Origin of the sequence: Streptomyces sp. NPDC016309, assembly GCF_043077235.1 — a bacterium.
In the GTDB taxonomy this organism is placed as follows: Bacteria; Actinomycetota; Actinomycetes; order Streptomycetales; family Streptomycetaceae; genus Streptomyces.
On the sequence record NZ_JBIBSG010000005.1, the window covers coordinates 81,880 to 104,695 of the forward strand.

A 22,816-nucleotide genomic window follows, 5' to 3' on the forward strand; every position below is an offset into this window, starting at 1 on the left:
AGAGTTGCAAAGAAGTCTGTGCAAGGACTTCTTTGCACAGACTTCTTGGCACGCATGCGGCTCACTCCTCCGACGCGGCCTGCTCCACCAGTGGGATGATCCGCAGGGGCACGGGGTTCTCCATGACGATCGCCGTCGAGGCCCGCACGATGCCGTCGAAACCGACGACCCGGTCGATCACCCGCTGGAGATCCGCGTTCGACCGGGCCACCAGCCGGCACAGCATGTCCCCGTGGCCGGTCGTGGTGTGCAGCTCCAGCACCTCGGGGACCCCGGCCAGGTGCTCCCGCACATCGGCCCCTTGCCCCTGTTTGATCTCCAGGGTCGCGAAGGCGGTCACCGGGTACCCCAGCGCCGCCGGGTCCACCTCCGGGCCGAAGCCCCGGATGACTCCGTTCGACTGGAGCCGGTCCAGCCGGGCCTGCACCGTGCCGCGTGCCACGCCCAGCCTGCGCGAAGCCTCCAGCACGCCTATCCGCGGCTCCTTCGCCAGCAGGGCGATGAGCCTGCCGTCCAGATGATCGATCGCCACAGCCGCTCCCGAATGGTCACCCTGTACAGAACGTCCGCTCATCCTGCCCACCCGCTGGTCAAAATGACCAGCGTCCATCACAACTATTGCGCACCTTGCCAAACGGAGAGAGCCTGCCGCCATGACTGAGACCATCCAGCACACGCCCGACACCGCCCGGCAGGCCGACCCCTTCCCGGTGAAGGGAATGGACGCGGTCGTCTTCGCCGTCGGCAACGCCAAGCAGGCCGCCCACTTCTACTCCACGGCCTTCGGCATGAAGCTGGTCGCCTACTCCGGACCGGAGAACGGCAGCCGCGAGACCGCCAGTTACGTCCTGACGAACGGCGCCGCGCGCTTCGTGTTCACCTCCGTCATCAAGGCGTCCACCGACTGGGGCCGCTTCCTCGCCGACCACGTCGCCGAGCACGGCGACGGCGTCATCGACCTCGCCATCGAGGTGCCGGACGCCCGCAAGGCGTACGCGTACGCCGTCGAGCAGGGCGCCACCGGCCTCACCGAGCCGTACGAGATCAAGGACGAGCACGGCACGGTCGTCCTCGCCGCGATCGCCACGTACGGCAAGACCCGCCACACCCTCGTGGACCGCTCCGGCTACGACGGCCCCTACCTGCCCGGCTTCGTCACCGCGTCCCCGGTCGTCGAGCCGCCGGCCAAGCGCACCTTCCAGGCCATCGACCACTGCGTGGGCAACGTCGAGCTCGGGAAGATGAACGACTGGGTGGCCTTCTACAACAAGGTCATGGGCTTCACGAACATGAAGGAGTTCGTGGGCGACGACATCGCGACCGAGTACTCGGCGCTGATGTCGAAGGTCGTCGCCGACGGCACGCTCAAGGTGAAGTTCCCGATCAACGAGCCGGCGATCGCGAAGAAGAAGTCGCAGATCGACGAGTACCTCGAGTTCTACGGCGGCGCGGGCGTCCAGCACATCGCGCTCGCCACGAACGACATCGTGCACACCGTCCGCACGATGCGGGCCGCGGGCGTCCAGTTCCTCGACACCCCCGACTCGTACTACGACACCCTCGGCGAGTGGGCCGGCGAGACCCGCGTGCCGGTGGAGACCCTGCGCGAGCTGAAGATCCTGGTCGACCGCGACGAGGACGGCTACCTGCTGCAGATCTTCACCAAGCCGGTCCAGGACCGTCCGACGGTGTTCTTCGAGATGATCGAGCGGCACGGGTCGATGGGCTTCGGCAAGGGCAACTTCAAGGCGCTGTTCGAGGCGATCGAGCGCGAGCAGGCCAAGCGCGGCAACCTCTGACACCCCCGCCCGGGCGGTCCGCGCCCGGCGGCACCCCCCGGCCCGGGCGTCCGCGTCCGGGCCGCACGCGCGCACCGGAACACCGGCCGCCCGGTACGGGGGGCCGGGCGGCCGGCCGCGGCCTTCTCGTCCCGCGTCCCGCGGCCGCGGGACGGCCGGGCGGAGCCGTGCGGGGTCGATCCGACGACCGCGGCGGGCGTCCACGTTCGTCGCCCCGAACCCGCCTCAGCGGCCCCGCGACGACGACGGCGACGGTGACAGCGACGGCGATGGCGACGGCGACGGGCGGGCGCGGTCACGGGCGGGCGACCGGTCGGGCGCCGGGGAGCCGGCGCCGCCGGGGACGTTCCGCGGGCCGCCCTCCGGCGGTTCGCCCAGCGAGGCCAGCGCCCGGCGGGCCTTCGGCGCCAGCAGGGGCGAGAAGGACGGGTTGATCCGCAGCGCCTCCTCGATGTGTCGGCGCGCCGGCCCCCACTTCCCCAGCTCCTGTTCGATCCGCCCCCGGTGGTACGCGAACAGCGCGCTCCGCAGGCCCTGGTCCGTGGCCCGCCGGGCGTACGGCAGCGCCTCCTCGGCGTCACCCGCCCGGTACAGCGCCCAGCCGAGCGCGTCGGCGACGTGCACGGACCGGTGCCCCCTCGCCCACGCGGCGCGCAGCCGCGCCACGGCGGCGTCCGGGTCCCCGTGGTCGGCCTCGTACCGGGCCAGCACCAGCGTCCCGTCGACCCCGTGGGTGCCCGCCTCGGTGGCCCGCGCCCGGAGCACCTCGTACTGCGTGCGGGCGTCCCCTTCGAGCCCCAGCGACTCGTACAACTCGCCCGCCTCCAGGGCGTACTGCGGCAGCGGCAGCGCCTCCAGGGCGGCCGAGTAGTCCCGCAGCGCCTCGCCGGTCCGCCCGAGCGCCGCCAGCGCCCGGGCCCGGCCGGCCAGCGACGGGGCGTGGCCGGGCACCAGCCGCAGCGCCGGCCCGTAGGACGTGAGGGCCTCGGCGGGCTCGCCCCGCTCCCACGCCAGGTCGCCCAGCCGCGCCAGGCACGCGGCCTTCTCCGCCGGGGTGGCGGCCAGCGCCACCGCGTCGTGCGCCAGCGCGGCGGCGTCCTCGCGCCACCCCCTGTCCCGGTACACCAGCGAGGCCCGGGACAGCGCCGGCGCCCCGGCCCGCAGCGCCCGCAGCCGCTCCATGGCCCGCCCCGCGGACACCTGGTCGCCGAGCCCGCCGTACGCGTCGATCAGAACCGCGTACACCTGCCACCGCCTCGGGGCGCGGTCGCGCACCGCCTCGCCCCACTTCCGCGCCGCCCGGAAGTCGCCCCGGGCGTTGGCGAGCGCGCCCATGCCGAGCTGCGCGTCGGTGTTGCCCCGGGCCGCGGGCAGCAGCTCCAGGGACCGCTCCAGCGCCCTCTCGGCCCGTACGTACGCGGCGGTGTCGCCGCTGCGCGTCCCGCGCTCCACGTACGCGGCGCCCAGCTCCGCCCACGAGGCGTCGTCCCGCGGGTGGGCGCGCAGCCACCGCTCACGATCGCCGATCAGCGCGGCCAGCTCGGGAAGCGACGCCTGTGCCCCGGCGTGCGCCGCCGACACGGCCCGCGCGACGGCGCCGGGCGCGGGTGCCGGAGCACCCCCGCCGAGGCCCACCGGCACGAGCACGGCGACCATGCCGGCCAGCACCATGGCCGCGCCCACACCCAGGACGATCCGCGGGACCCGTTCCGTTGTCATGCCGTCACTGTGCGGCAAACGCCCCGCCGGTACGGCGAGCCACCCGGCGCACCCCGCGCCGAACCCCCGACGGGTTCACACCGATGGCCCCGGGTGCCAGGCTGGGATCATGGACGAGCTGCTGACCCGCCTGCGGGCCGGCCTCCCGGCGGAGGCCGTCCTCACCGACCCGGACGTCACCACCTCCTACGCCCGTGACATGGCGAGCTTCTGCGACGCCGGCACCCCGGCGGTGGTCGCCCTGCCGGGCACCGTCGACGAGGTGCGGCACGTCATGCGCACCGCGACCGAGCTGCGGGTGCCGGTTGTCCCGCAGGGCGCCCGCACGGGCCTGTCGGGCGCGGCGAACGCCTCCGACGGCTGCATCGTGCTGTCGCTGACCAGGATGGACCGGATCCTGGAGATCAACCCGGTCGACCGCGTCGCGGTCGTGGAGCCCGGCGTGGTCAACGCCGTGCTGTCCCGCGCGGTTGGTGAGCACGGGCTGTACTACCCGCCGGACCCGTCGAGCTGGGAGACCTGCACCATCGGCGGGAACATCGGCACCGCGTCCGGGGGCCTGTGCTGCGTCAAGTACGGGGTGACGGCGGAGTACGTGCTCGGCCTGGACGTCGTCCTCGCCGACGGCCGTCTGCTGTCCACCGGCCGCCGCACGGCCAAGGGCGTGGCCGGGTACGACCTCACCCGGCTCTTCGTCGGCTCCGAGGGCACCCTCGGCGTCGTCGTACGGGCCGTCCTGGCGCTGCGCCCGCGGCCGCCGCGACAGCTCGTGCTGGCCGCCGAGTTCCCGTCGGCGGCGGCCGCCTGCGACGCCGTGTGCGCGGTCATGGAGCGGGGCCACGCGCCGTCGTTGCTGGAGCTGATGGACCGCACCACCGTACGGGCGGTCAACCGGCTCGGCCGGATGGGCCTGCCCGAGACCACCGAGGCGCTGCTGCTCGCCGCGTTCGACACCCCCGACCCGGCCGCCGACCTCGCCGCCGTGGGGGAGCTGTGCAGCGCCGCCGGGGCCACCGGGGTCGTCCCGGCCGAGGACGCGGCCGAGTCGGAGATGCTGCTGAAGGCCCGCCGGATGGCGCTGACTGCGCTGGAGGCGGTCAGCACGGCGACGATGATCGACGACGTGTGCGTGCCGCGCTCCCGGCTCGCCGAGATGCTCGACGGCACGGCCGCCATCGCCTCCGCGTACGGCCTGACGATCGGCGTCTGCGCGCACGCGGGTGACGGCAACACCCATCCCGTCGTCTGCTTCGACCACCACGACCCCGACGAGTCGCGCCGGGCCCGCGAGTCGTTCGACGCGATCATGGTCCTCGGCCTGGAGCTCGGCGGCACCATCACGGGCGAACACGGCGTCGGCGTACTGAAGAAGGAGTGGCTGGCCCGCGAACTGGGCCCGGTGGGACTGGAGTTGCAGAGGGGCATCAAGGCGACCTTCGATCCGCTCGGCATCCTCAACCCCGGCAAGGTCTTCTGAGACTCCGGCGAGACTTCGCGGACAGGACCTAGGGCCGATGTCCGATGGTCCGGGCCCGGCCGCCCGCATAGCGTGGAGGGACCGATGAAGGAGGAGCCGTGCCCGCACGCCTTGACTACACCATCGTCCGCAGCCGCGACCGGTTCGCCGCCGCCCGTTTCCTCACGGAGCTGATCGACGCGCCCGAGCCCAAGCCCTTCGGCCCGTTCGCGAGCGTCCCGCTGGAGGGCGGCGTCACCCTCGACTACCTCGACGACGACGCGCCCCGGATCGTCCCGCAGCACCTCGCGTTCCTCGTCCCGGAGGACGAGTTCGACCAGATCTTCGGGAGGATCCAGGAGCGCGAACTGCCGTACTGGGCCGACCCGTACCACCGCGAACCCCAGCGGATCAACCACCACCACGGGGGCCGCGGTGTGTACATCGACGACCCCGACGGCCACTCGATCGAATTCATCACGCACACGTACGTGACCGGCTGACCGGGCCGTCAGGCGAGCAGCTCGGCCAGTCCGTCGTCCAGGCCGAGCTGCTCCGACTCCGAGCCGGGCGGCACCACCGTCAGCGCCAGCTCCAGCCAGGCGGACACCTGCGGGGAGGGGGCCTCCAGCAGCGCGTCCCCGTCCGGCGACGACAGCGCGATCAGCACGACGGCCCGGCCGTCCAGGGTGGTGGGCCGGATCCGCACGTCGCCGTGGCCGCACGGGCGGAAGACGCCCTCGACCAGCAGCTCGCGGGCGAAGGTCCAGTGCACCGGGTGGTCGGTGCCGACGTGGAAGGTGATGTGCACGGCGTACGGGTCGTCCGTGCGGTAGGCCAGCCGGGCGGGGACGGGGACGCCGCGCTCGGGCGACAGCACGAGGGTGAGCTCCAGTTCGCGTTCGACGACGGTGTGCCGCATGGGACGGTTCCCTTCTCTCCGGTACGGGCCCTGGAGGGGGCCGTACCGGATGAGAGGCGCTTCGCCGTCCGTCATTACGCGACTTCGGCGGGGGACTTCCCGGGGTGGGGTCGTCCTCGTTTCCCGTAACACAGGTGTGACCTGATCGTGGCCGTTGTGGACGGACCGGTCCGGGTCCGCTCGGCGGTCTGGTAGATGTGGTGCCTTGAATTGAGGCCTCGAGGAGATACGGGACCACGGTGATGAGCGCCCCAACCCCGGCAACCGGCGACGGCAGCCCCACGCCTGGCTACTACCCCGATCCGTCCATCCCGGGATATATCCGGTTCTGGAACGGTGGCGCCTGGGTGCCGGGGACGAGCCGCCCCGCCCCGCAGGACGGCGAGGCGCTGCCCACGCCGCCGGACCGGCCGTCCCCGGCGCCGGCACCGACGCCCTCGGTGTCCTCGGTGTCCTCGGTGTCCTCGGTGGAGGAGACCGGCCCGGTCTTCTTCGACGAGGAGCCGGTCGCCCCGCCCGAGCCGGAGCCCGCGTCCGTGTGGCAGGCGGACGCCTCGCGCCAGACCGGGTTCGGGGGCGACCGTGACCACCGGGTCTCCTGGGGCGCCGAGGCCGGCCAGGACCCGCGCCGCCCGGCCCCCGACCCGACGGGCGGCGCCCTGCCCGGCGTGCGGAACGTGGAACCGGAGCCGGCGAAGGCGGCCGCCCCGGAGGGCACCGTCACCATCCGGGCGGTCAAGCCCCCGCAGCCCCAGCCGCAGCCCCAGCCCCAGCCGCAGGCCCCGCAGCCCGCGCCCGGGCAGCCCGCCGACGGCACGATGACCATCCGGGCGTTCACGCCGGACGCCCCGAGCGGCTCCCGGCTCCCCGCCCAGCCGGCCGCCCCCGCCCAGGGACCGGCCCCCGCACAGCCGGCCGCCCCCGCTCCTGCCCCTGCCCAGGCCCAGGCACCGGCCCCGGCCCCGACGACGCCCGCCACCCCCGCGGCGCCCGCCGCGCCGGTCACCCACGGACCCGGCGGCGGCGCCGCGTCCTGGGCGCAGCAGGTGCACCAGCTCGCCCAGCCCGGCCGCGCCGAGGCCCAGGCACCTGCGCCCGGCGTGCCGGAGGCCCGGTCGCAGCAGCCCGTCCTGCCCTGGAAGCCCCCGGTCGACGACCCGTTCCTGGCGGCCGCGCAGGCCCAGGCGGCCGCCCGCCCGGCCGGTCTGGGCAAGCGGTTCGCGGCCCGGCTGATCGACACCCTGGTGCTGGGGGCGGCCGTCGGCGCCGTCGCCGTACCGTTCGTCTCCAAGGCGCTCGACCACATCGACGGCAAGATCGAGCAGGCCCGCCGGTCCGGTGAGACGGTCACCGTCTGGCTCCTGGACGGCACCACCGCGACGTACTTCGGCATCACGCTGGCCGCCCTGCTGGTGCTGGGCGCGCTGTACGAGGCGGTGCCCACCGCCAAGTGGGGCCGTACGCTCGGCAAGAAGCTGATGGGCCTCGACGTGCGGGACATCGAGTCGCACGAGCCCCCGGCGTTCGGCGCTGCGCTGCGCCGCTGGCTGGTCTACTCGGTGCTGGGGATCCTGGTGGTCGGGGTGGTCAACGTCCTGTGGGCGCTGTTCGACCGCCCCTGGCGCCAGTGCTGGCACGACAAGGCCGCCCACACCTTCGTCGCCGGGCGGTAGCCCGAACGGCCGGTGATCGTTTGCGGGGCCCCGCCGGCCGGGGTGCACTGCCCCCATGAGCAACGAACCACCGCCGCCCGGTCAGCAGCCCCCCGAGGACGACCCGTTCCGCAAGAGGCCGCCGCACGAGGAGGGCGCCGAGCCGCCGCCCGCGCCGCCCCCTCCGCCGGGCGGTGGTGGTCCGTACGGCGGGCAGGGACCGTACGGCGGCGGCGGGCCGTACGAGGGCGGTCCGGGCGGGCCGTACGACGGCGGCGGGGGTGGCCCTTACGGCGGAGGCGGCGGCCCCTATGGCGGCGGCGGTCCGTACGGCTACGGCGGGGCGGATCCGCTGGCGGGGATGCCGCCGCTCGCCGACTCGGGCAGGCGCGTCCTGGCCCGGCTCATCGACTGGGCGATCATCGTCGTACCGCTCGCCCTCCTCGGCATCCCGTTCGACCTCTACGCCAAGGTGGGGGACGACGCGGACGTCGCGGACGTGTGGCAGGCCAACGACACCACGCAGTGGGTGTTCCAGCTCATCACCATCGTGGCGTACGTCTCCTACGACACCCTCATGACGAGCAAGCGGCACGGCCAGACCATCGGCAAACGGCTGATGGGCATGCGCGTGGCGATGCTCAACGACGGCAGCGTGCCGAACACGAACGCCGCGCTGATCCGGGCGGTGGTGCTGTGGCTGCCCGCGCTGATCTGCTGCGCCTGTCTGTGGCCGTTGTTGCTCCTGATCCTGATCCTCGTCGACAAGCCGTACAAACAGGGCCTGCACGACAAGGCGGCCAAGACCGTCGTCGTGTCAACGACGCAGTGAGTGCTCCCTGCGCCGGGCCGGGACCGGCGGTCGCGCGGCGTCGGGGGCCGCGCGGCGGCCGGCGGACGCCGGCAGGGTCATCGCGACCAGCAGGCCGAGCGCCAGGGCGGCGACGCCGATCAGCGCGACACCCAGTCCGGTGGTGGTGCGGGACACGAGCAGCATGGCGACGGTCGCGAAGACGACGGTGGCCGAACCGTAGGCGAGCTGTGCGGCGGTCGGACGCGGCATGGCGGGTTCCGTCCTCGAAGCAGTGGAGCACCGGATGGGGGTCACGCAACTCGGTCGCACTGTTCTTTGACTCTACGACGGTGGATGCCCGAGAGGAACCGGTAGTAAGCGTGACCTAACCCACGGTACCGGTGTATGGGGGGCGCACAGAATCACGGCCTATGCCAAATGGCCCGAATTCGGCGCCCGTTGTCGCGATCGGCAGGGGAGGACCGCAGTAAGTGAGGTACATCGGAGCCGCGTCGATCATCGTCGTCGCGCTGGCCGCGCCCTTCGTCACCACCGCGCCGGACGCCCGGGCGGCTCCGCCCGCCGCGGCGGCCGCGGCGGTCCCGGCCACCACCGCCCCCGTCGACGACGACGTCTCGCGCGGGTCCGCCGAGGGGAAGCACGACGGGCACGTCATCGACGGCCCCTTCAGCGCCCGCCAGCGGCAGCAGCGGCAGGTGGCGCTGGAGCAGGTGCTGAGCGGGCGGGCGGAGGTGGAGCGCCGGGGCGGTTCGCGGGTGGTCAAGCTCGCCGACCGCAAGTACGTCGAGCTGGGCCGGGAGCGTACGGACAAGATCTTCACCATCCTGGTCGAGTTCGGGGACGAGATCGACGACACCACCACGTACGACCCGGACGGGCCGGGCGGCCCGAAGCCGCCCGTCATCAAGTACGGGGGCACGCCGGGGCCGCTGCACAACCGGATCCCCGAGCCCGACCGGACGCGGGACAACTCCACGGCCTGGCGCGCCGACTACGACCGCGAGCACTACCGGCGGCTGTACTTCGGCGAGGGGGAGGGGGTGGAGTCGCTGAAGACGTACTACGAGAAGACCTCCTCGGGCCGGTACTCGGTGGAGGGCGAGGTCTCGGACTGGGTGAGGGTCGCGTACAACGAGGCGCGGTACGGCTCGAACTACTGCGGCGGCAACAACTGCCCCAACGCCGAGGACCTGGTCCACGACGGGGTGGCCGCGTGGGTCGCCGGGCAGCGGGCCGGGGGCAGGACGGACGAGCAGATCAGGGCCCAGGTGGCGCGGTTCGACGAGTGGGACCGTACGGACCACGACAACGACGGCGACTTCAACGAGCCGGACGGCTACATCGACCACTTCCAGATCGTGCACGCGGGCGAGGACGGCTCGGCGGGCGGCGGCGCCCAGGGGCCGGACGCGCTGTGGGCGCACCGGGGGTACGCCTACGGCCGGGACGACGGCGACACCGGTCCGGCGGGGTTCCGCGCGGGGGGCGTGGCGATCGGGAACACCGGTGTCTGGGTGGGCGACTACACGATGCAGCCGGAGAACGGCGGGCTGGGCGTCTTCGCCCACGAGTACGCGCACGACCTCGGCCTGCCGGACCTGTACGACACCAACAACGTGGCGGGCGTGGAGAACTCGGTCGGCTTCTGGTCGCTGATGTCGTCCGGTTCGTGGCTGGGCACGGGCAAGGAGGCGATCGGCGACCTGCCGGGGGACATGACCGCCTGGGACAAGCTCCAGCTCGGCTGGCTGAACTACGAGCGGGCCCGGGCCGCGGTCGCGTCGGAGCACACGCTGGGCGTGTCGGCGTACAACACCGACCTGCCGCAGGGGCTGGTCGTGGAGCTGCCGACGAAGCGGGTCACCACCCCGGTGGTGCGGCCGGCCGGGGGCGCGGGGCAGTGGTGGAGCGACCACGGCGACAACCTGTCGCACACGCTGGCCCGGACCGTCGACCTGACGGGCCGTTCCTCCGCCGCGCTGGAACTCGACGGCTGGTGGGACATCGAGAAGGACTACGACCACCTGTACACCCAGGTCTCCACGGACGGCGGGGAGAGCTGGAAGGCGGTGGACGGCACGGCCGACGGGGAGGCCATCACCCGGGACGGCGGTGACAAGCCGGCCCTGACGGGCGTCTCGGAGAGGTACCGCCGGCTGGTGTACCCGCTGGACGCGTACGCCGGCAAGCGGATCGTCGTCCGGTTCCGCTACAAGACGGACGGCGGGGTGGCGGGCAAGGGCTTCGCGGCGGACAACGTCACCGTGCGGGCGGACGGCGTGACGCTGTTCGCGGACGACGCGGAGGGGGAGGGCGCCGCGGGCTGGACGGCGCGGGGGTTCGCGCGGGTGGGGGAGTCGGTCACGGGCGACTACCCGCAGTACTACGTCGTGGAGAACCGGCAGTACGTGTCGTACGACCGGACGCTGGCGACCGGCCCGTACCACTTCGGCTTCCCCGAGCCGCGGGGCGACTGGGTGGAGCACTACGCCTACCGGCCGGGGGTGATGATCTGGCAGTGGGACACCTCGCAGCGGGACAACAACGTCACCGACCACCCCGGCGAGGGGCTGCTGCTGCCGGTGGACGCCCACCCGCAGCCGATGACCTGGGACGACGGCACCCTCATGTCCAACAAGATCGCCCCGTACGACGCGGCGTTCAGCCGGTACCCGGTGCCCGGTTTCACCCTGCACAGGAAGGGCGTACCGCAGCGGATCCCCCCGCATGCGGGCAACTCCGTCTTCGATGACCACAAGGGGGTGTACTGGTACGCCGAGAACCGGTTCGGCGGGGTGCGGACCACGGACACCGGCACCCGGATCGCCCTCGCGGGCCAGTCGCCGGGCGGCTCGTCGGTGACCGTGGAGGTGGGCCCGTCGGGCGGGTGACCAGGCCGGTTCCCCGCCGCCGCCCCGCCGGAGCCCCGGCGGGGCGGCTGTTCGCAATGCGGGTCGGGCTGTTCACATAGAGCACTTGGCCTGTGCAAGTCAAGATCTGTCTTTTCGCGTCATTCTCCGGTCGAATGTCGTCACTTGTGGCGCGACACCGCACGCGGATAACACATCGACCCCCCATCCGCGGGCGCGGGCGCGGGGAGGACAAGATCTAAGTGACCAGCAGACGACGGGCGTTCAGAGCGTCCGCGGTGATCGTGGCGCTGGCCGCCACCGCCGCTACGGCCTCGGCCTTCACCACGGCCCAGGCCGACAACCGCCCCACCGAGGGCATCGAGCGTCATGACCCGGCTCCGGGTGCGCACGGGGCTCCGGGGCGCGACAACGCCGCCAAGGTCGACCACGACCTCGACGGCCCGTTCAGCAAGCAGCAGGCCCAGGCGCGCGAGGCCGCGCTGGAGCAGGTGCTGGCAGGCGACCGCAAGGTGGAGCGCAGGGGTGCCTCCAAGGTCGTCAAGCTCGACGACAAGAAGTACGTCGAGCTGGGCCGCGAGAAGACCGACAAGATCTTCACGATCCTGGTCGAGTTCGGCGACAAGGTCGACAACACGACGCTGATCGACCGCGCGGACGACGGCGACGACCACACGCTGAAGCCGAAGTTCGGCGGCGCGGCCGGCCCGCTGCACAACGCGATAGCGGAGCCGGACCGTTCGAAGGACAACTCGACGGCCTGGCAGAAGGACTACAACCAGCAGCACTTCCAGGACCTGTACTTCGGCACCGGCAAGGACAAGAAGACCGGTCAGCAGAAGCAGTCCCTGAAGACCTACTACGAGAAGACCTCCTCCGGCCGCTACTCGGTCGACGGCGCGGTCTCCGACTGGGTCAAGGTCGAGTACAACGAGGCCCGCTACGGCTCGAACTACTGCGGCAACACCAACTGCGCCAACGTGTGGGACGCCGTCCGCGACGGTGTGACCGCGTGGACCGCGCAGCAGAAGGCGGCCGGCAAGACCGACGCCCAGATCAAGGCGCAGCTCGCCCAGTACGACCAGTGGGACCGCTACGACTTCGACGCCGACGGCAACTTCAACGAGGCCGACGGCTACATCGACCACTTCCAGATCGTCCACGCCGGTGAGGACGAGTCCGCGGGCGGCGGCGCACAGGGCACCGACGCGCTGTGGGCCCACCGCTGGTACGCCTACGGCACCGACGCCGGCAAGACCGGCCCGGCGAACAACAAGGCCGGCGGCACGCAGATCGGCGACTCCGGCATCTGGGTCGGCGACTACACCATGCAGCCCGAGAACGGCGGCCTCGGTGTCTTCGCCCACGAGTACGGCCACGACCTGGGCCTGCCCGACCTGTACGACACCTCGGGCAAGGCGGGCGCCGAGAACTCGACCGGCTTCTGGTCCCTGATGTCCTCCGGCTCCTGGCTCGGCACCGGCAAGAACGAGATCGGCGACCTGCCCGGCGACATGACCGCCTGGGACAAGCTCCAGCTCGGCTGGCTCAACTACGAGAAGGCCAAGGCGGCGACGAAGTCCAAGCACACGCTGGGCGTCGCGGAGTACAACACCAAGAACCCGCAGGCGCTCGTCGTCGACCTGCCGAAGAAGAAGGTCACCACCCCGGTCGTCAAGCCGGCCGAGGGCTCCAAGCAGTGGTGGAGCGACATGGGTGACGACCTCAAGAACACCCTCACGCGCTCCGTCGACCTCACCGGCAAGACCAAGGCCGCGCTGACGCTCGACGGGTGGTGGGACATCGAGCAGGACTACGACTACCTGTACGCCGAGGTCTCCACCGACGGCGGCAAGCAGTGGACCGCCCTGGCCGGTACCGCCGACGGCAAGGCCATCCCGGCCGACGCCAGCGGCGCCCCGTCGCTGACCGGTGTCTCCGGCACCTGGCAGAAGCTGGCGTTCCCGCTCGACGCCTACGCGGGCAAGAAGTTCGACCTCCGCTTCCGCTACCAGACCGACGGCGGCGCGGGCGGCAAGGGCTTTACGGCCGACGCCATCACCCTGACGGCCGACGGCGCGCCGGTGTTCTCGGACAACGCCGAGGGCGACGACAACGGCTGGACGCCGAAGGGCTTCTCGCGGATCGGTGACTCGCTCACCGACGAGTACGACCAGTACTACATCGCCGAGAACCGCCAGTACGTCTCGTACGACAAGACCCTCAAGGTCGGCCCGTACAACTTCGGCTTCGCGGCGCCGATGGACAGCTGGGTGGAGCACTACCCGTACCAGACCGGTCTGCTGGTCTGGCAGTGGGACACCTCCCAGAAGGACAACAACACCGCCGTCCACCCCGGCCAGGGCCTGATCCTGCCGGTCGACGCCCACGCCACGCCCACCAAGTGGGCGGACGGGACGCTGACCCGCAACCGCATCCAGGCCTACGACTCGCCGTTCAGCCTGTACCGGACCACCGGCATCACGCTGCACAAGGCGGGCGTGGCGACCAAGATCGCTTCGCAGGCCGGTGTCCCGGCGTTCGACGACCGCAAGGGCGTCTACTACTACGACTCGAACCCGCGCGCGGGCGTCAAGGTAACTGACACCAACACCAAGATCGCCATCGTCAAGCAGCCGAAGAACGGCCAGACGATCACGGTCCAGGTGGGCCCCTCGACGAAGTAAACCCTGTCGTCGCAGGTCAGAGCATGATCGGCCGTCGCCCCCTAGCGGGCGGCGGCCGATTCTGTTTAGGTGCGTGGTGACCCATTCTTATTGACACACCATCTCACGGGGGAGTGGTCCAGCATGCCCGGTGGAGGTTTCACCAAGTTGCCCGGCGGCAAGGTCGTGGTCGCGCTCAGCCTGCCCAACCCGGTCGGCGACGGCTCCACGGTCCGCGTCCTGGTCCACGCGGCCAACCGCGCCCGCGCCCTGACCCGGCTGCGGAACCTGGGCCTTCGCGCGGTCTACCTCCGGGGCAACACCCACCCGCCCACGCCGGACGAGGTCACCGCGGTGCTCCACCACCCCGACGGCCTGCTCTGGCGCACGGTCCCGGAGTCCCGCACCGAGCTGTGGCACCCCATCCGCGCGCTGCTCCCGCGGCCGAGGGCCTGGGGCGCGCCCACGGGCGCCTCGTGGCCCGGAGGCACGCCGTAGGACCTCCATGGGGCCGCCGCGGGGCCGTCGGGGGGCCGTCGGGGGTTCAGACGACCGGCTTGCCGGTCAGCTCGACGCCCGCGGCCCGCAGGTCCCTCAGGGCCCGCTCCGTGGTCTCCGCGGCGACACCGGCGGTCAGGTCCAGCAGCACCTGGGTGCGGAAGCCCGCCCGGGCCGCGTCCAGCGCGGTGGCGCGCACGCAGTGGTCGGTGGCGATGCCCACCACGTCCACCTCGGTGACCTCCCGCTCCCGCAGCCAGTCGGCCAGCCGGACGTCGTTCTCGTCGGTGCCCTCGAAGCCGCTGTACGCCGCCGCGTACGCCCCCTTGTCGAACACCGCGTCGATCGCGCCCGACGCGACCGCCGGCGCGAAGTTCGGGTGGAAGCCCACCCCCTCCGTTCCGGCCACGCAGTGCCTCGGCCAGGAGTTCACGAAGTCGGGCCGGTCGGAGAAGTGGTCCCCCGGGTCGACGTGGTGGTCCCGGGTGGCCACCACGTGCTGATAGACGGCTCCGGCGGCCTCGCCGACCAGGTCGGTGATGGCGGCGGCGACGTCCGCGCCGCCCGTCACCGCGAGGCTGCCGCCCTCGCAGAAGTCGTTCTGGACGTCGACGACGATCAGTGCGCGGTGCATGACGGTAGTCCTTCGGTGGGGGACCGGTCGGCCGGCCGTTCGAGCGGGTGGTCACGGGGGATGGGACCGAGCCTAGAGACTCCTCCGGTCCGGCGGGAGGGGGCGTCCCACCCGCCCGGGCCCGGTCGTCCGCACGCTCCGGGTGATCTCAGAGGTACTCCGTGGGGATGACGGCCTCGCCCCGGGAGAGCTGGATCGCCGACATCGGCAGCCCCGCCAGCGCCGCCATGTGCCGCTCGCGCGCCGCGTCCAGCGGCTCGCGCGCCACCACCTCGCCGCCCTTGACCAGCTCGACCAGGAGCTGCCGGTCCGCGAGCTCCGCCGGCACCGGCCCGGTGCCGATGACCTCGGCCTCGGCCACCCCGTCCGCGTCCACCCGGCGCGCCGCCCATTTGCGGCCGCCGACGGACATCTTGCCGCCCAGCGACTTCTTGGCCACCGACCGCAGCGGCGCCTTCGGGTCCGCCGACTCGGAACGGGCGACCAGCTTGTAGACCATGGAGCAGGTCGGGTGGCCGCTGCCGGTCACGAGCTGGGTGCCCACCCCGTACGCGTCCACCGGCGCCGCCGCCAGCGACGCGATGGCGTACTCGTCCAGGTCGGAGGTGACCACGATCCGGGTGTCGTGGGCCCCCAGGTCGTCGAGCTGCTGGCGCACCCGGTGCGCCACCAGCAGCAGGTCCCCGGAGTCGATGCGCACCGCGCCCAGCTCGGGGCCGGCGATCTCCACGGCGGTGCGCACCGCCTCGGCCACGTCGTAGGTGTCGACCAGCAGCGTCGTACCGCGGCCCAGGGACTCCACCTGGGCGCGGAAGGCGTCCCGCTCCGTGTCGTGGAGCAGGGTGAACGCGTGCGCGGAGGTGCCGACCGTCGGGATGCCGTAGCGGAAGCCCGCCGCCAGGTCGGAGGTGGAGGAGAAGCCGCCCACGTACGCGGCGCGGGCGGCTGCGACCGCGGACAGCTCGTGGGTGCGCCGGGCGCCCATCTCGATCAGCCGCCGGTCACCGGCCGCGGCCGACATCCGCGAGGCGGCGGCCGCGATGGCCGAGTCGTGGTTGAGGATGGACAGGATCACGGTCTCCAGCAGCACGCACTCCGCGAAGGAGCCCTCCACGCGGAGGATCGGCGAGCCGGGGAAGTACACCTCGCCCTCGGGGTAGCCCCAGACGTCGCCGCCGAAGCGGTAGTCCGCGAGCCAGGCGAGGGTGGGCTCGTCGACGATCCCGCGCTCCCGCAGGAAGCCGAGCACACCGGCGTCGAAGCGGAAGTTCTCCACGGCGTCCAGCACCCGGCCGGTGCCGGCCACCACGCCGTAGCGCCGCCCCTCGGGCAGCCGGCGGGTGAACACCTCGAAGACCGACCGCCGGTCGGCGGTGCCGCCCCGCAGTGCCGCCTGGAGCATGGTCAGCTCGTACTGGTCGGTGAAGAGCGCGGTAGACGGCACGTCCACCGGCAGCCCAAGATCCGCAGCATTCATAGGACGATGCTACCCCCGAATACTCGTCACTCTGACGATTTCTAGGACCCGTTTGTGCGGCTGCCCACCCCGAGTGGCAGCATTGGGTGAGTGAGTGTTGCTCCCGCAGAGATCGAACGCACCGAAGCGGCCGAAGAGGGTTTCGCCGTCACCGAACCCGACGTGCCCTGGGTGACGATCGTCCACAACGACCCGGTCAACCTCATGAGCTACGTCACCTACGTCTTCCAGGCGTACTTCGGCTACTCCAAGGACAAGGCGCACAAGCTGATGCTGGACGTCCACCACAAGGGCCGGGCCGTGGTCTCCAGCGGCACCCGCGAGGAGATGGAACGCGACGTGCAGGCGATGCACGGTTACGGACTGTGGGCGACCCTCTCCCAGGACCGCGGCTGATGAGCGGCCACTTCGAGGCGCTGCCCGGCGGCGGCGCGGCCGTCCCGCTCGACGAGGTCGAGATCTCCATCCTCCGCTCCCTGGCCGTCCAGCTCCTGGAGCTGATCGGCCCCGGCGAGGCGCCGCCCATGGGCGAGGACCCGCTGGCCGAGCTGTTCCGCGACGGCCCCACCGAGCCGCCGGCCGACCCCGCGCTGGCCCGGCTCTTCCCGAACGCCTACGAGGACGCCGACGAGGAGCTGCGGGCCGCGTCCGCCGAGTTCCGCCGCTTCACCGAGAACGACCTGCGCGCCCGCAAGCGGGAGGACGCCCTCGCCGTCGTCCGCAGCCTGGACCTGCTGGACGTGGCGGGCGGCGGCGGCGCGGTCCTGGAGCTGACGGGCGAGGAGGCCCGCCACTGGCTGGGCGCGCTCAACGACCTGCGGCTGACCATCGGCACCCGGCTGGAGGTCAGGGACGACGACGAGAACGAGGCGCTGTACCGGCTGCCCGACTCCGACCCGCGCAAGCCGATGGTCATGGCGTACCTGTGGCTGGGCGCCCTTCAGGAGACGCTCGTCGAGACCCTCATGTGACCTCCGTTCGCTCAGCGGACGCTCAAATCCGCATAACGATCGGATTACCAGCCCGCCCCACCTTGTAGGCATTTCCTCCGTTTGTCCGCTTCTTCCTGTGCGGTGCGCCACAATCCGGCTCGTCGATCACTGTTGCGGCCGTGATAAATCTTCACGACCGCCCGGGGACGCCACCCCTGTTCCCGGGTGCGCTTCGACCGGCAGACCGCCGGTGGCACTCCATCCATATCCGGGGGGATCAGGACCTGATCCGCGGTCACGCGCAGTCCAGTGCGAGCGACGCGGATCAGCGTGGAGAAAGGCGCACCAACCATGACCTCAGTGCAGGTCGACAAGCAGCACGACGGCAGTGAGGCCGCGGAGTCCGCGTCCGGCGAGGGCTACCAGCGAGGCCTCGGAGCCCGTCAGATCCAGATGATCGCGATCGGCGGAGCCATCGGCACCGGGCTCTTCCTCGGCGCGGGCAAGGCCATCTCCAAGGCGGGACCGAGCCTCATCCTCGCGTACGCCATCGCCGGCCTCGTCATCTTCTTCATCATGCGGGCGCTGGGCGAGCTGCTCATGTACCGCCCCGTCTCGGGCTCCTTCTCGGAGTACGCCCGTGAGTTCGTCGGCCCCTTCATGGGCTTCGTCACCGGCTGGACGTACTGGCTCTTCTGGGTCGTCACCGGCATCACCGAGGTGACCGCGGCGGCCACCTATATGACGTACTGGTGGAACATCCCGCAGTGGGTGTCCGCCCTCGTCTTCACGATCATCCTGTACGGCGCGAACCTCATCTCCGTGAAGCTCTTCGGCGAGCTGGAGTTCTGGTTCTCGATGATCAAGGTCACCGCCATCATCGGCATGATCCTGATCTGCGCCGGCATCCTCACCATCGGCTTCTCCGACGCCGCCGACACCGCGTCCGTGACCATGCTCTGGTCCGAGGGCGGCTTCTTCCCCAAGGGCATCGGCGGCACGCTGATGACCCTCCAGATCGTGATGTTCGCCTTCCTCGCGGTCGAGCTGGTCGGCGTCACCGCCGGCGAGTCCAAGGACCCGAAGGTCACGCTGCCGAAGGCCATCAACACCGTCCCGTGGCGCATCGCCGTCTTCTACGTCGGCGCGCTCATCATGATCCTGTCGGTCGTGCCGTGGACGCACTTCGAGCCGGGCGTCTCGCCCTTCGTCGCGGCCTTCGAGCAGATGGGCCTCGGCATCGGCGCCGCGATCGTCAACTTCGTGGTGCTCACCGCCGCCCTGTCCTCCTGCAACTCGGGCATGTACTCCACCGGCCGCATGCTGCGTGACCTCGCGCTCAACGGCCAGGGCCCGAAGGTCTTCACCAAGCTGACGAAGTCCGGCACCCCGCTGGTCGGCACCACCTTCTCGGCGGCGCTGATGCTGGTCGGCGTCTGGATCAACTACGTCGCCCCCGGCAAGGCCTTCGAGTACGTCGTCTCCTTCGCGACCATCTCCGGCATGTGGGCCTGGATCATGATCCTGGTCTGCCAGATCCGCTACCGGGCGGCCGTCGGCCGCGGCGAGCTTCCGGAATCGGAGTTCAAGGCCCCCGGCGCCCCCTTCACGAGCTGGTTCGCCCTGCTGTTCATCGGCATGGTCATCGTGATGATGGGCATCGACGAGGGCGCGCGGGTCTCCCTGTACTGCGCCCCGCTGTGGGCCCTGCTGCTGGGCGTCTCCTTCCTGGTCCTGAAGAACCGGAACCCCGAGAACGCCGCCTTCAAGCGCCGCTGATCGGCTCCGCTCTCAGCATGTGGGCCCGTTCGTACCGGATGTTGGTACGAACGGGCCCGTTCGCTTGTTCCCTCTGCTTATCCTGATGCCCATGCTGACCATCACACGGGCCCTGTACGACCAGATCGTCGCGCACGCGCGCGAGGACCACCCGGACGAGGCGTGCGGCGTCGTCGCGGGCCCGGCCGGCTCCGGACGCCCGGAGCGCTTCGTCCCGATGCTCAACGCCGCCCGCTCGCCCACGTTCTACGAGTTCGACTCGGGTGACCTGCTCAAGCTGTACCGCGAGATGGACGACCGCGACGAGGAGCCGGTGGTCATCTACCACTCGCACACCGCGACCGAGGCCTACCCGTCCCGCACGGACGTGTCCTACGCCAACGAGCCCGAGGCCCACTACGTGCTCGTCTCGACCGCCGACGCGGACGGCGCCGGACCGTTCCAGTTCCGGTCGTACCGCATCGTGGACGGCGAGATCACGGAGGAAGAGGTCCAGGTCGTCGAGGCCTACTGACCTCCGGTCTCGCATGATGGTCGCAAAACGTCCACCATGCGATATCACACTCCGAATGCCGGACCGGGAATCGATACGATGACCGCATGGTTTCCCTCGACGTGAGCGAACAGACGCCGGGCACCGTGCTGCTCGTGGCGCGGCTGCACGTCGATCTGTGCCGTCTCGCCAGCGCCATCTGTCCGCGCCGCGCCCCCGCCGTCTGAGCCGTACGGCGCCGCGCGGAGCGCGCACCACCCGGCTGTACCGGCACCACCCGCACCACCGCGCGGCCGTCCCCGTGCGCGCACGCAGCACGTCCCGCACCAGCCTCCCGGCCGACCGGGCCGTCGCCCAGACTTCAGAGCCCGACCAGCCGTCCGACGCCATCCGACGCCATTCGACAGGAGCCCACGCCATGGCCATCGAGGTCCGCATCCCGACCATCCTCCGTACCCACACCGGTGGCGCCAAGGCCGTCGAGGGCAGCGGGGACACCCTCGCCGACCTCTTCGCCGACCTCGAGAGCCGGTACGCCGGCATCCAGGAGCGCATCGTCGAGGGCGGCGAGCTGCGCCGCTTCGTGAACGTCTACCTGAACGACGAGGACGTCCGCTTCCTCGAGGGCATCAACACCAAGCTGTCGGACGGCGACAACGTCACGATCCTCCCGGCCGTGGCCGGCGGCATGCGCTGATGCGCTACGACTCGCCCCTCGCCGCGGTCGGCAACACCCCGCTCGTCCGCCTGCCGCGCCTGTCCCCCTCGGAGGACGTGCGCATCTGGGCCAAGCTGGAGGACCGCAACCCGACCGGCTCGGTCAAGGACCGCCCCGCCCTGCACATGATCGAGCAGGCGGAGAAGGACGGCCGGCTCACGCCCGGCTGCACCATCCTCGAACCGACCAGCGGCAACACGGGCATCTCGCTCGCGATGGCGGCCCGCCTCAAGGGCTACCGCATCGTGTGCGTGATGCCCGAGAACACCTCCCAGGAGCGGCGTGACCTGCTCGCCATGTGGGGCGCCGAGATCATCTCGTCCCCCGCGGCGGGCGGCTCCAACACGGCGGTACGGGTGGCGAAGGAACTCGCCGCCGAGCACCCCGACTGGGTGATGCTCTACCAGTACGGCAACCCCGACAACGCGGGCGCCCACTACGCCACCACGGGCCCCGAGATCCTGGCCGACCTGCCGTCCGTCACGCACTTCGTGGCGGGCCTCGGCACCACCGGCACCCTGATGGGCGTCGGCCGCTTCCTCCGGGAGCACAAGCCGGACGTGAAGATCGTCGCCGCCGAGCCGCGGTACGACGACCTCGTGTACGGGCTGCGCAACCTCGACGAGGGCTTCGTCCCCGAGCTGTACGACGCCTCCGTGCTCACCACCCGCTTCTCGGTCGGCTCGGCCGACGCGGTCACCCGCACCCGGGAACTCCTCCAGCAGGAGGGCATCTTCGCGGGCGTCTCGACGGGTGCGGCGCTGCACGCGGCGATCGGGGTCGGGAAGAAGGCGGTCAAGGCGGGCGAGAGCGCGGACATCGTGTTCGTCGTCGCGGACGGGGGCTGGAAGTACCTGTCGACGGGCGTCTACACGGCCCCGACCACGGAAGCGGCCATCGAGACCCTCCACGGCCAGCTCTGGGCCTGACCCCCCGGGCGCCGCGGAACCGGGGCGGCGCCGCCGCGGGGGCGGCCCCGGTGGGGGCACGGGGTTGCGGACCGTCAGGTGGCCAGGTGCCGCACGCGGTCCCACACCAGCGGGTCCACGTCACTCGCGCGCCGCCGGAACCCCGCCAGCGGCACGTCCCGCAGCTCGTCCGTCTCCAGGAAGCTCGGCCGCCCCCGCGCGTCGCCCACCGCGCCCGGCCGCAGCGCGATCACGCCCGGCCGGTCGTCCCGGTAGCGGCTGGTGATCTTCGCGACCAGCGCCGTACCGCCGCGTACCGTCAGCACCAGACAGGGGCGGTCCTTGGAGCCGGGGCCGTCCTCGTAGGGGACGTCCGCCCACCAGATCTCGCCCGGCCGGGGCCGCGCCCCGCGCGCGCCGGGCCGGCCCGGCGGGCGGGTACGGCCTCCCGGACGGCGACGCCGGCGCCGCCGACCGGTCGCGTCGGACACCGCCGCCACCAGCGCGAGCACCACGACGGCGCCGAGCGCCAGCCACCAGGACGTGTCCATGGAACGGACGCTACCCGCCCGAACCGGTGACAGCGCGGGTGAGTTCGACCACAAGGGGCCACTGCGGAGGAGCGACCCGGCGCGCCGCGCCTTACGCTCGGTAAACCGCACGACCTCCCCTGTCAGCGCCTGCCCGGCTCCCGTCCTCGGAGGTTCACGCTCCATGAAGCTCACCGTCGTCGGCTGCTCGGGGTCGTTCCCGTCCGCGGAATCGGCCTGTTCGAGCTACCTCGTAGAGGCCGACGGCTTCCGGCTGCTCCTCGACATGGGCAACGGCGCCCTGGGCGAGTTGCAGCGCCACATCGGTCTGTACGACCTCGACGCGATCTTCCTCAGCCACCTGCACGCCGATCACTGCATCGACATGTGCGGGTACTTCGTCGCGCGCTACTACCGCCATGAGGGCGGCCGCTGCCCCGCCATCCCCGTGTACGCGCCGGACGGCGCGGAGCAGCGCCTGACGACGGCGTACGCGGACACCCCGTCCGACACGTCGATGAGCGAGGTGTTCGACTTCCACACGCTGAAGACCGGCTCGTTCGACCTCGGCCCGTTCCGGGTGCGGACGGAGAAGGTGTGCCACCCCGTGGAGGCCTACGGGATCCGGGTGGAGCACGGCGGGAAGTCCCTCGTGTACTCGGGCGACACGGGTGTCTGCGAGGAGCTGGACACGCTCGCCGCGGGGGCCGACCTGTTCCTGTGCGAGGCGTCGTTCACGTACGGCAAGGAGGACATCCCCGGACTGCACCTGAACGGCAGGGAGGCGGGGGCGCACGCCGCCCGGGCCGGGGCGGGCCGGCTGGTCCTCACGCACATCCCGCCGTGGACGGACGGCGAGCGCAACCTGGCGGACGCGCGGGCGGTCTACGACGGCCCGTCGGAGCTGGCGTACGCGGGCGCGGTCTACGAGGTGTGACGGCATGCGGAA

Annotated in this window: 23 protein-coding genes; 16 read left to right on the plus strand and 7 right to left on the minus strand. The window is 71.8% G+C overall.

Going from position 1 to position 22,816, the window contains the following annotated elements:
- Positions 1–61: 61 nt before the first annotated feature.
- Positions 62–532, minus strand: a complete 471-nt coding sequence (locus tag ACF068_RS13850; protein ID WP_392274442.1) for an Lrp/AsnC family transcriptional regulator — start codon at positions 530–532, stop codon at positions 62–64.
- Between the two features lie 121 nt (positions 533–653).
- Between ACF068_RS13850 and hppD the strand changes: the two genes are divergently transcribed.
- A complete protein-coding gene (gene hppD, locus ACF068_RS13855; protein ID WP_392274443.1) occupies positions 654–1,799 on the plus strand; it encodes a 4-hydroxyphenylpyruvate dioxygenase in 1,146 nt (381 codons plus the stop codon).
- Between the two features lie 225 nt (positions 1,800–2,024).
- Here hppD and ACF068_RS13860 read toward each other — a convergent pair whose 3' ends face one another.
- Entirely contained in the window at positions 2,025–3,518 is a 1,494-nt protein-coding gene (locus ACF068_RS13860) for a tetratricopeptide repeat protein (RefSeq protein ID WP_392274444.1), read from the minus strand.
- 109 nt (positions 3,519–3,627) lie between these two features.
- Between ACF068_RS13860 and ACF068_RS13865 the strand changes: the two genes are divergently transcribed.
- Entirely contained in the window at positions 3,628–4,995 is a 1,368-nt protein-coding gene (locus tag ACF068_RS13865) for an FAD-binding oxidoreductase (protein WP_392274445.1), read from the plus strand.
- 98 nt (positions 4,996–5,093) lie between these two features.
- Positions 5,094–5,477, plus strand: a complete 384-nt coding sequence (locus ACF068_RS13870; protein WP_392274446.1) for a VOC family protein — start codon at positions 5,094–5,096, stop codon at positions 5,475–5,477.
- Positions 5,478–5,485: 8 nt separating this feature from the next.
- Here the strand turns inward: ACF068_RS13870 and ACF068_RS13875 are convergent, their stop codons facing one another.
- Positions 5,486–5,896 (minus strand): SsgA family sporulation/cell division regulator, encoded by a 411-nt coding sequence (locus ACF068_RS13875; protein ID WP_392274447.1) that lies wholly within the window; start codon positions 5,894–5,896, stop codon positions 5,486–5,488.
- 242 nt (positions 5,897–6,138) lie between these two features.
- On the opposite strand from ACF068_RS13875, the gene ACF068_RS13880 reads away from it, so the two are divergent.
- A complete protein-coding gene (locus ACF068_RS13880; RefSeq protein ID WP_392274448.1) occupies positions 6,139–7,569 on the plus strand; it encodes an RDD family protein in 1,431 nt (476 codons plus the stop codon).
- A gap of 55 nt (positions 7,570–7,624) precedes the next feature.
- On the plus strand, positions 7,625–8,380 hold the full coding sequence (locus ACF068_RS13885) for an RDD family protein (RefSeq protein ID WP_392274449.1): 756 nt from the start codon (positions 7,625–7,627) through the stop codon (positions 8,378–8,380).
- Here the strand turns inward: ACF068_RS13885 and ACF068_RS13890 are convergent.
- Positions 8,366–8,611, minus strand: coding sequence for a hypothetical protein (locus ACF068_RS13890; RefSeq protein WP_392274450.1), 246 nt, complete (start codon positions 8,609–8,611; stop codon positions 8,366–8,368). The two genes, ACF068_RS13885 and ACF068_RS13890, sit on opposite strands and share 15 nt — an antisense overlap.
- Positions 8,612–8,871: 260 nt before the next feature.
- Between ACF068_RS13890 and ACF068_RS13895 the strand changes: the two genes are divergently transcribed.
- The 3 genes from ACF068_RS13895 (at position 8,872) to ACF068_RS13905 (ending at position 14,396) form a co-directional block, all read left to right on the plus strand.
- Positions 8,872–11,253: an immune inhibitor A domain-containing protein gene (locus tag ACF068_RS13895; protein WP_392274863.1), complete on the plus strand. Its 2,382-nt coding sequence runs from the start codon at positions 8,872–8,874 to the stop codon at positions 11,251–11,253.
- Positions 11,254–11,474: 221 nt separating this feature from the next.
- Positions 11,475–13,919: an immune inhibitor A domain-containing protein gene (locus ACF068_RS13900; RefSeq protein ID WP_392274451.1), complete on the plus strand. Its 2,445-nt coding sequence runs from the start codon at positions 11,475–11,477 to the stop codon at positions 13,917–13,919.
- Between the two features lie 123 nt (positions 13,920–14,042).
- Positions 14,043–14,396: a hypothetical protein gene (locus ACF068_RS13905; protein ID WP_392274452.1), complete on the plus strand. Its 354-nt coding sequence runs from the start codon at positions 14,043–14,045 to the stop codon at positions 14,394–14,396.
- A 46-nt stretch (positions 14,397–14,442) separates the two neighbouring features.
- Here the strand turns inward: ACF068_RS13905 and ACF068_RS13910 are convergent, their stop codons facing one another.
- Together ACF068_RS13910 and ACF068_RS13915 are read right to left on the minus strand one after the other, a co-directional pair.
- Entirely contained in the window at positions 14,443–15,030 is a 588-nt protein-coding gene (locus ACF068_RS13910; protein ID WP_392274453.1) for an isochorismatase family protein, read from the minus strand.
- A 148-nt stretch (positions 15,031–15,178) separates the two neighbouring features.
- Positions 15,179–16,507: a nicotinate phosphoribosyltransferase gene (locus ACF068_RS13915; protein WP_392274454.1), complete on the minus strand. Its 1,329-nt coding sequence runs from the start codon at positions 16,505–16,507 to the stop codon at positions 15,179–15,181.
- Between the two features lie 90 nt (positions 16,508–16,597).
- Here ACF068_RS13915 and clpS point away from each other — a divergent pair, with 90 nt between their 5' ends.
- From clpS to ACF068_RS13950, 7 genes are all read left to right on the plus strand, one after another.
- The gene (gene clpS / locus ACF068_RS13920) at positions 16,598–16,903 is read left to right on the plus strand and encodes an ATP-dependent Clp protease adapter ClpS (protein WP_064072206.1); all 306 of its coding nucleotides are present in this window, start codon (positions 16,598–16,600) and stop codon (positions 16,901–16,903) included.
- The gene (locus tag ACF068_RS13925) at positions 16,903–17,478 is read left to right on the plus strand and encodes a DUF2017 domain-containing protein (protein WP_392274455.1); all 576 of its coding nucleotides are present in this window, start codon (positions 16,903–16,905) and stop codon (positions 17,476–17,478) included. Before clpS ends, ACF068_RS13925 begins: the two co-directional genes overlap by 1 nt.
- Before the next feature lie 312 nt (positions 17,479–17,790).
- A complete protein-coding gene (locus ACF068_RS13930) occupies positions 17,791–19,218 on the plus strand; it encodes an amino acid permease (protein WP_392274456.1) in 1,428 nt (475 codons plus the stop codon).
- 91 nt (positions 19,219–19,309) lie between these two features.
- Positions 19,310–19,732, plus strand: a complete 423-nt coding sequence (locus ACF068_RS13935) for a Mov34/MPN/PAD-1 family protein (protein ID WP_392274457.1) — start codon at positions 19,310–19,312, stop codon at positions 19,730–19,732.
- A gap of 86 nt (positions 19,733–19,818) precedes the next feature.
- Complete coding sequence (locus ACF068_RS13940; protein WP_392274458.1) at positions 19,819–19,938, plus strand: putative leader peptide; 120 nt, start codon at positions 19,819–19,821, stop codon at positions 19,936–19,938.
- A 191-nt stretch (positions 19,939–20,129) separates the two neighbouring features.
- A complete protein-coding gene (locus ACF068_RS13945; protein WP_189554479.1) occupies positions 20,130–20,408 on the plus strand; it encodes a MoaD family protein in 279 nt (92 codons plus the stop codon).
- Positions 20,408–21,358: a PLP-dependent cysteine synthase family protein gene (locus tag ACF068_RS13950; RefSeq protein WP_392274459.1), complete on the plus strand. Its 951-nt coding sequence runs from the start codon at positions 20,408–20,410 to the stop codon at positions 21,356–21,358. The genes ACF068_RS13945 and ACF068_RS13950 overlap by 1 nt, the downstream gene beginning before the upstream one ends.
- A 74-nt stretch (positions 21,359–21,432) precedes the next feature.
- Here the strand turns inward: ACF068_RS13950 and ACF068_RS13955 are convergent, their stop codons facing one another.
- On the minus strand, positions 21,433–21,888 hold the full coding sequence (locus tag ACF068_RS13955) for a type II toxin-antitoxin system PemK/MazF family toxin (protein WP_392274460.1): 456 nt from the start codon (positions 21,886–21,888) through the stop codon (positions 21,433–21,435).
- Positions 21,889–22,051: 163 nt separating this feature from the next.
- On the opposite strand from ACF068_RS13955, the gene ACF068_RS13960 reads away from it, so the two are divergent.
- The gene (locus ACF068_RS13960; protein ID WP_392274461.1) at positions 22,052–22,804 is read left to right on the plus strand and encodes an MBL fold metallo-hydrolase; all 753 of its coding nucleotides are present in this window, start codon (positions 22,052–22,054) and stop codon (positions 22,802–22,804) included.
- Positions 22,805–22,816 lie beyond the last annotated feature (12 nt).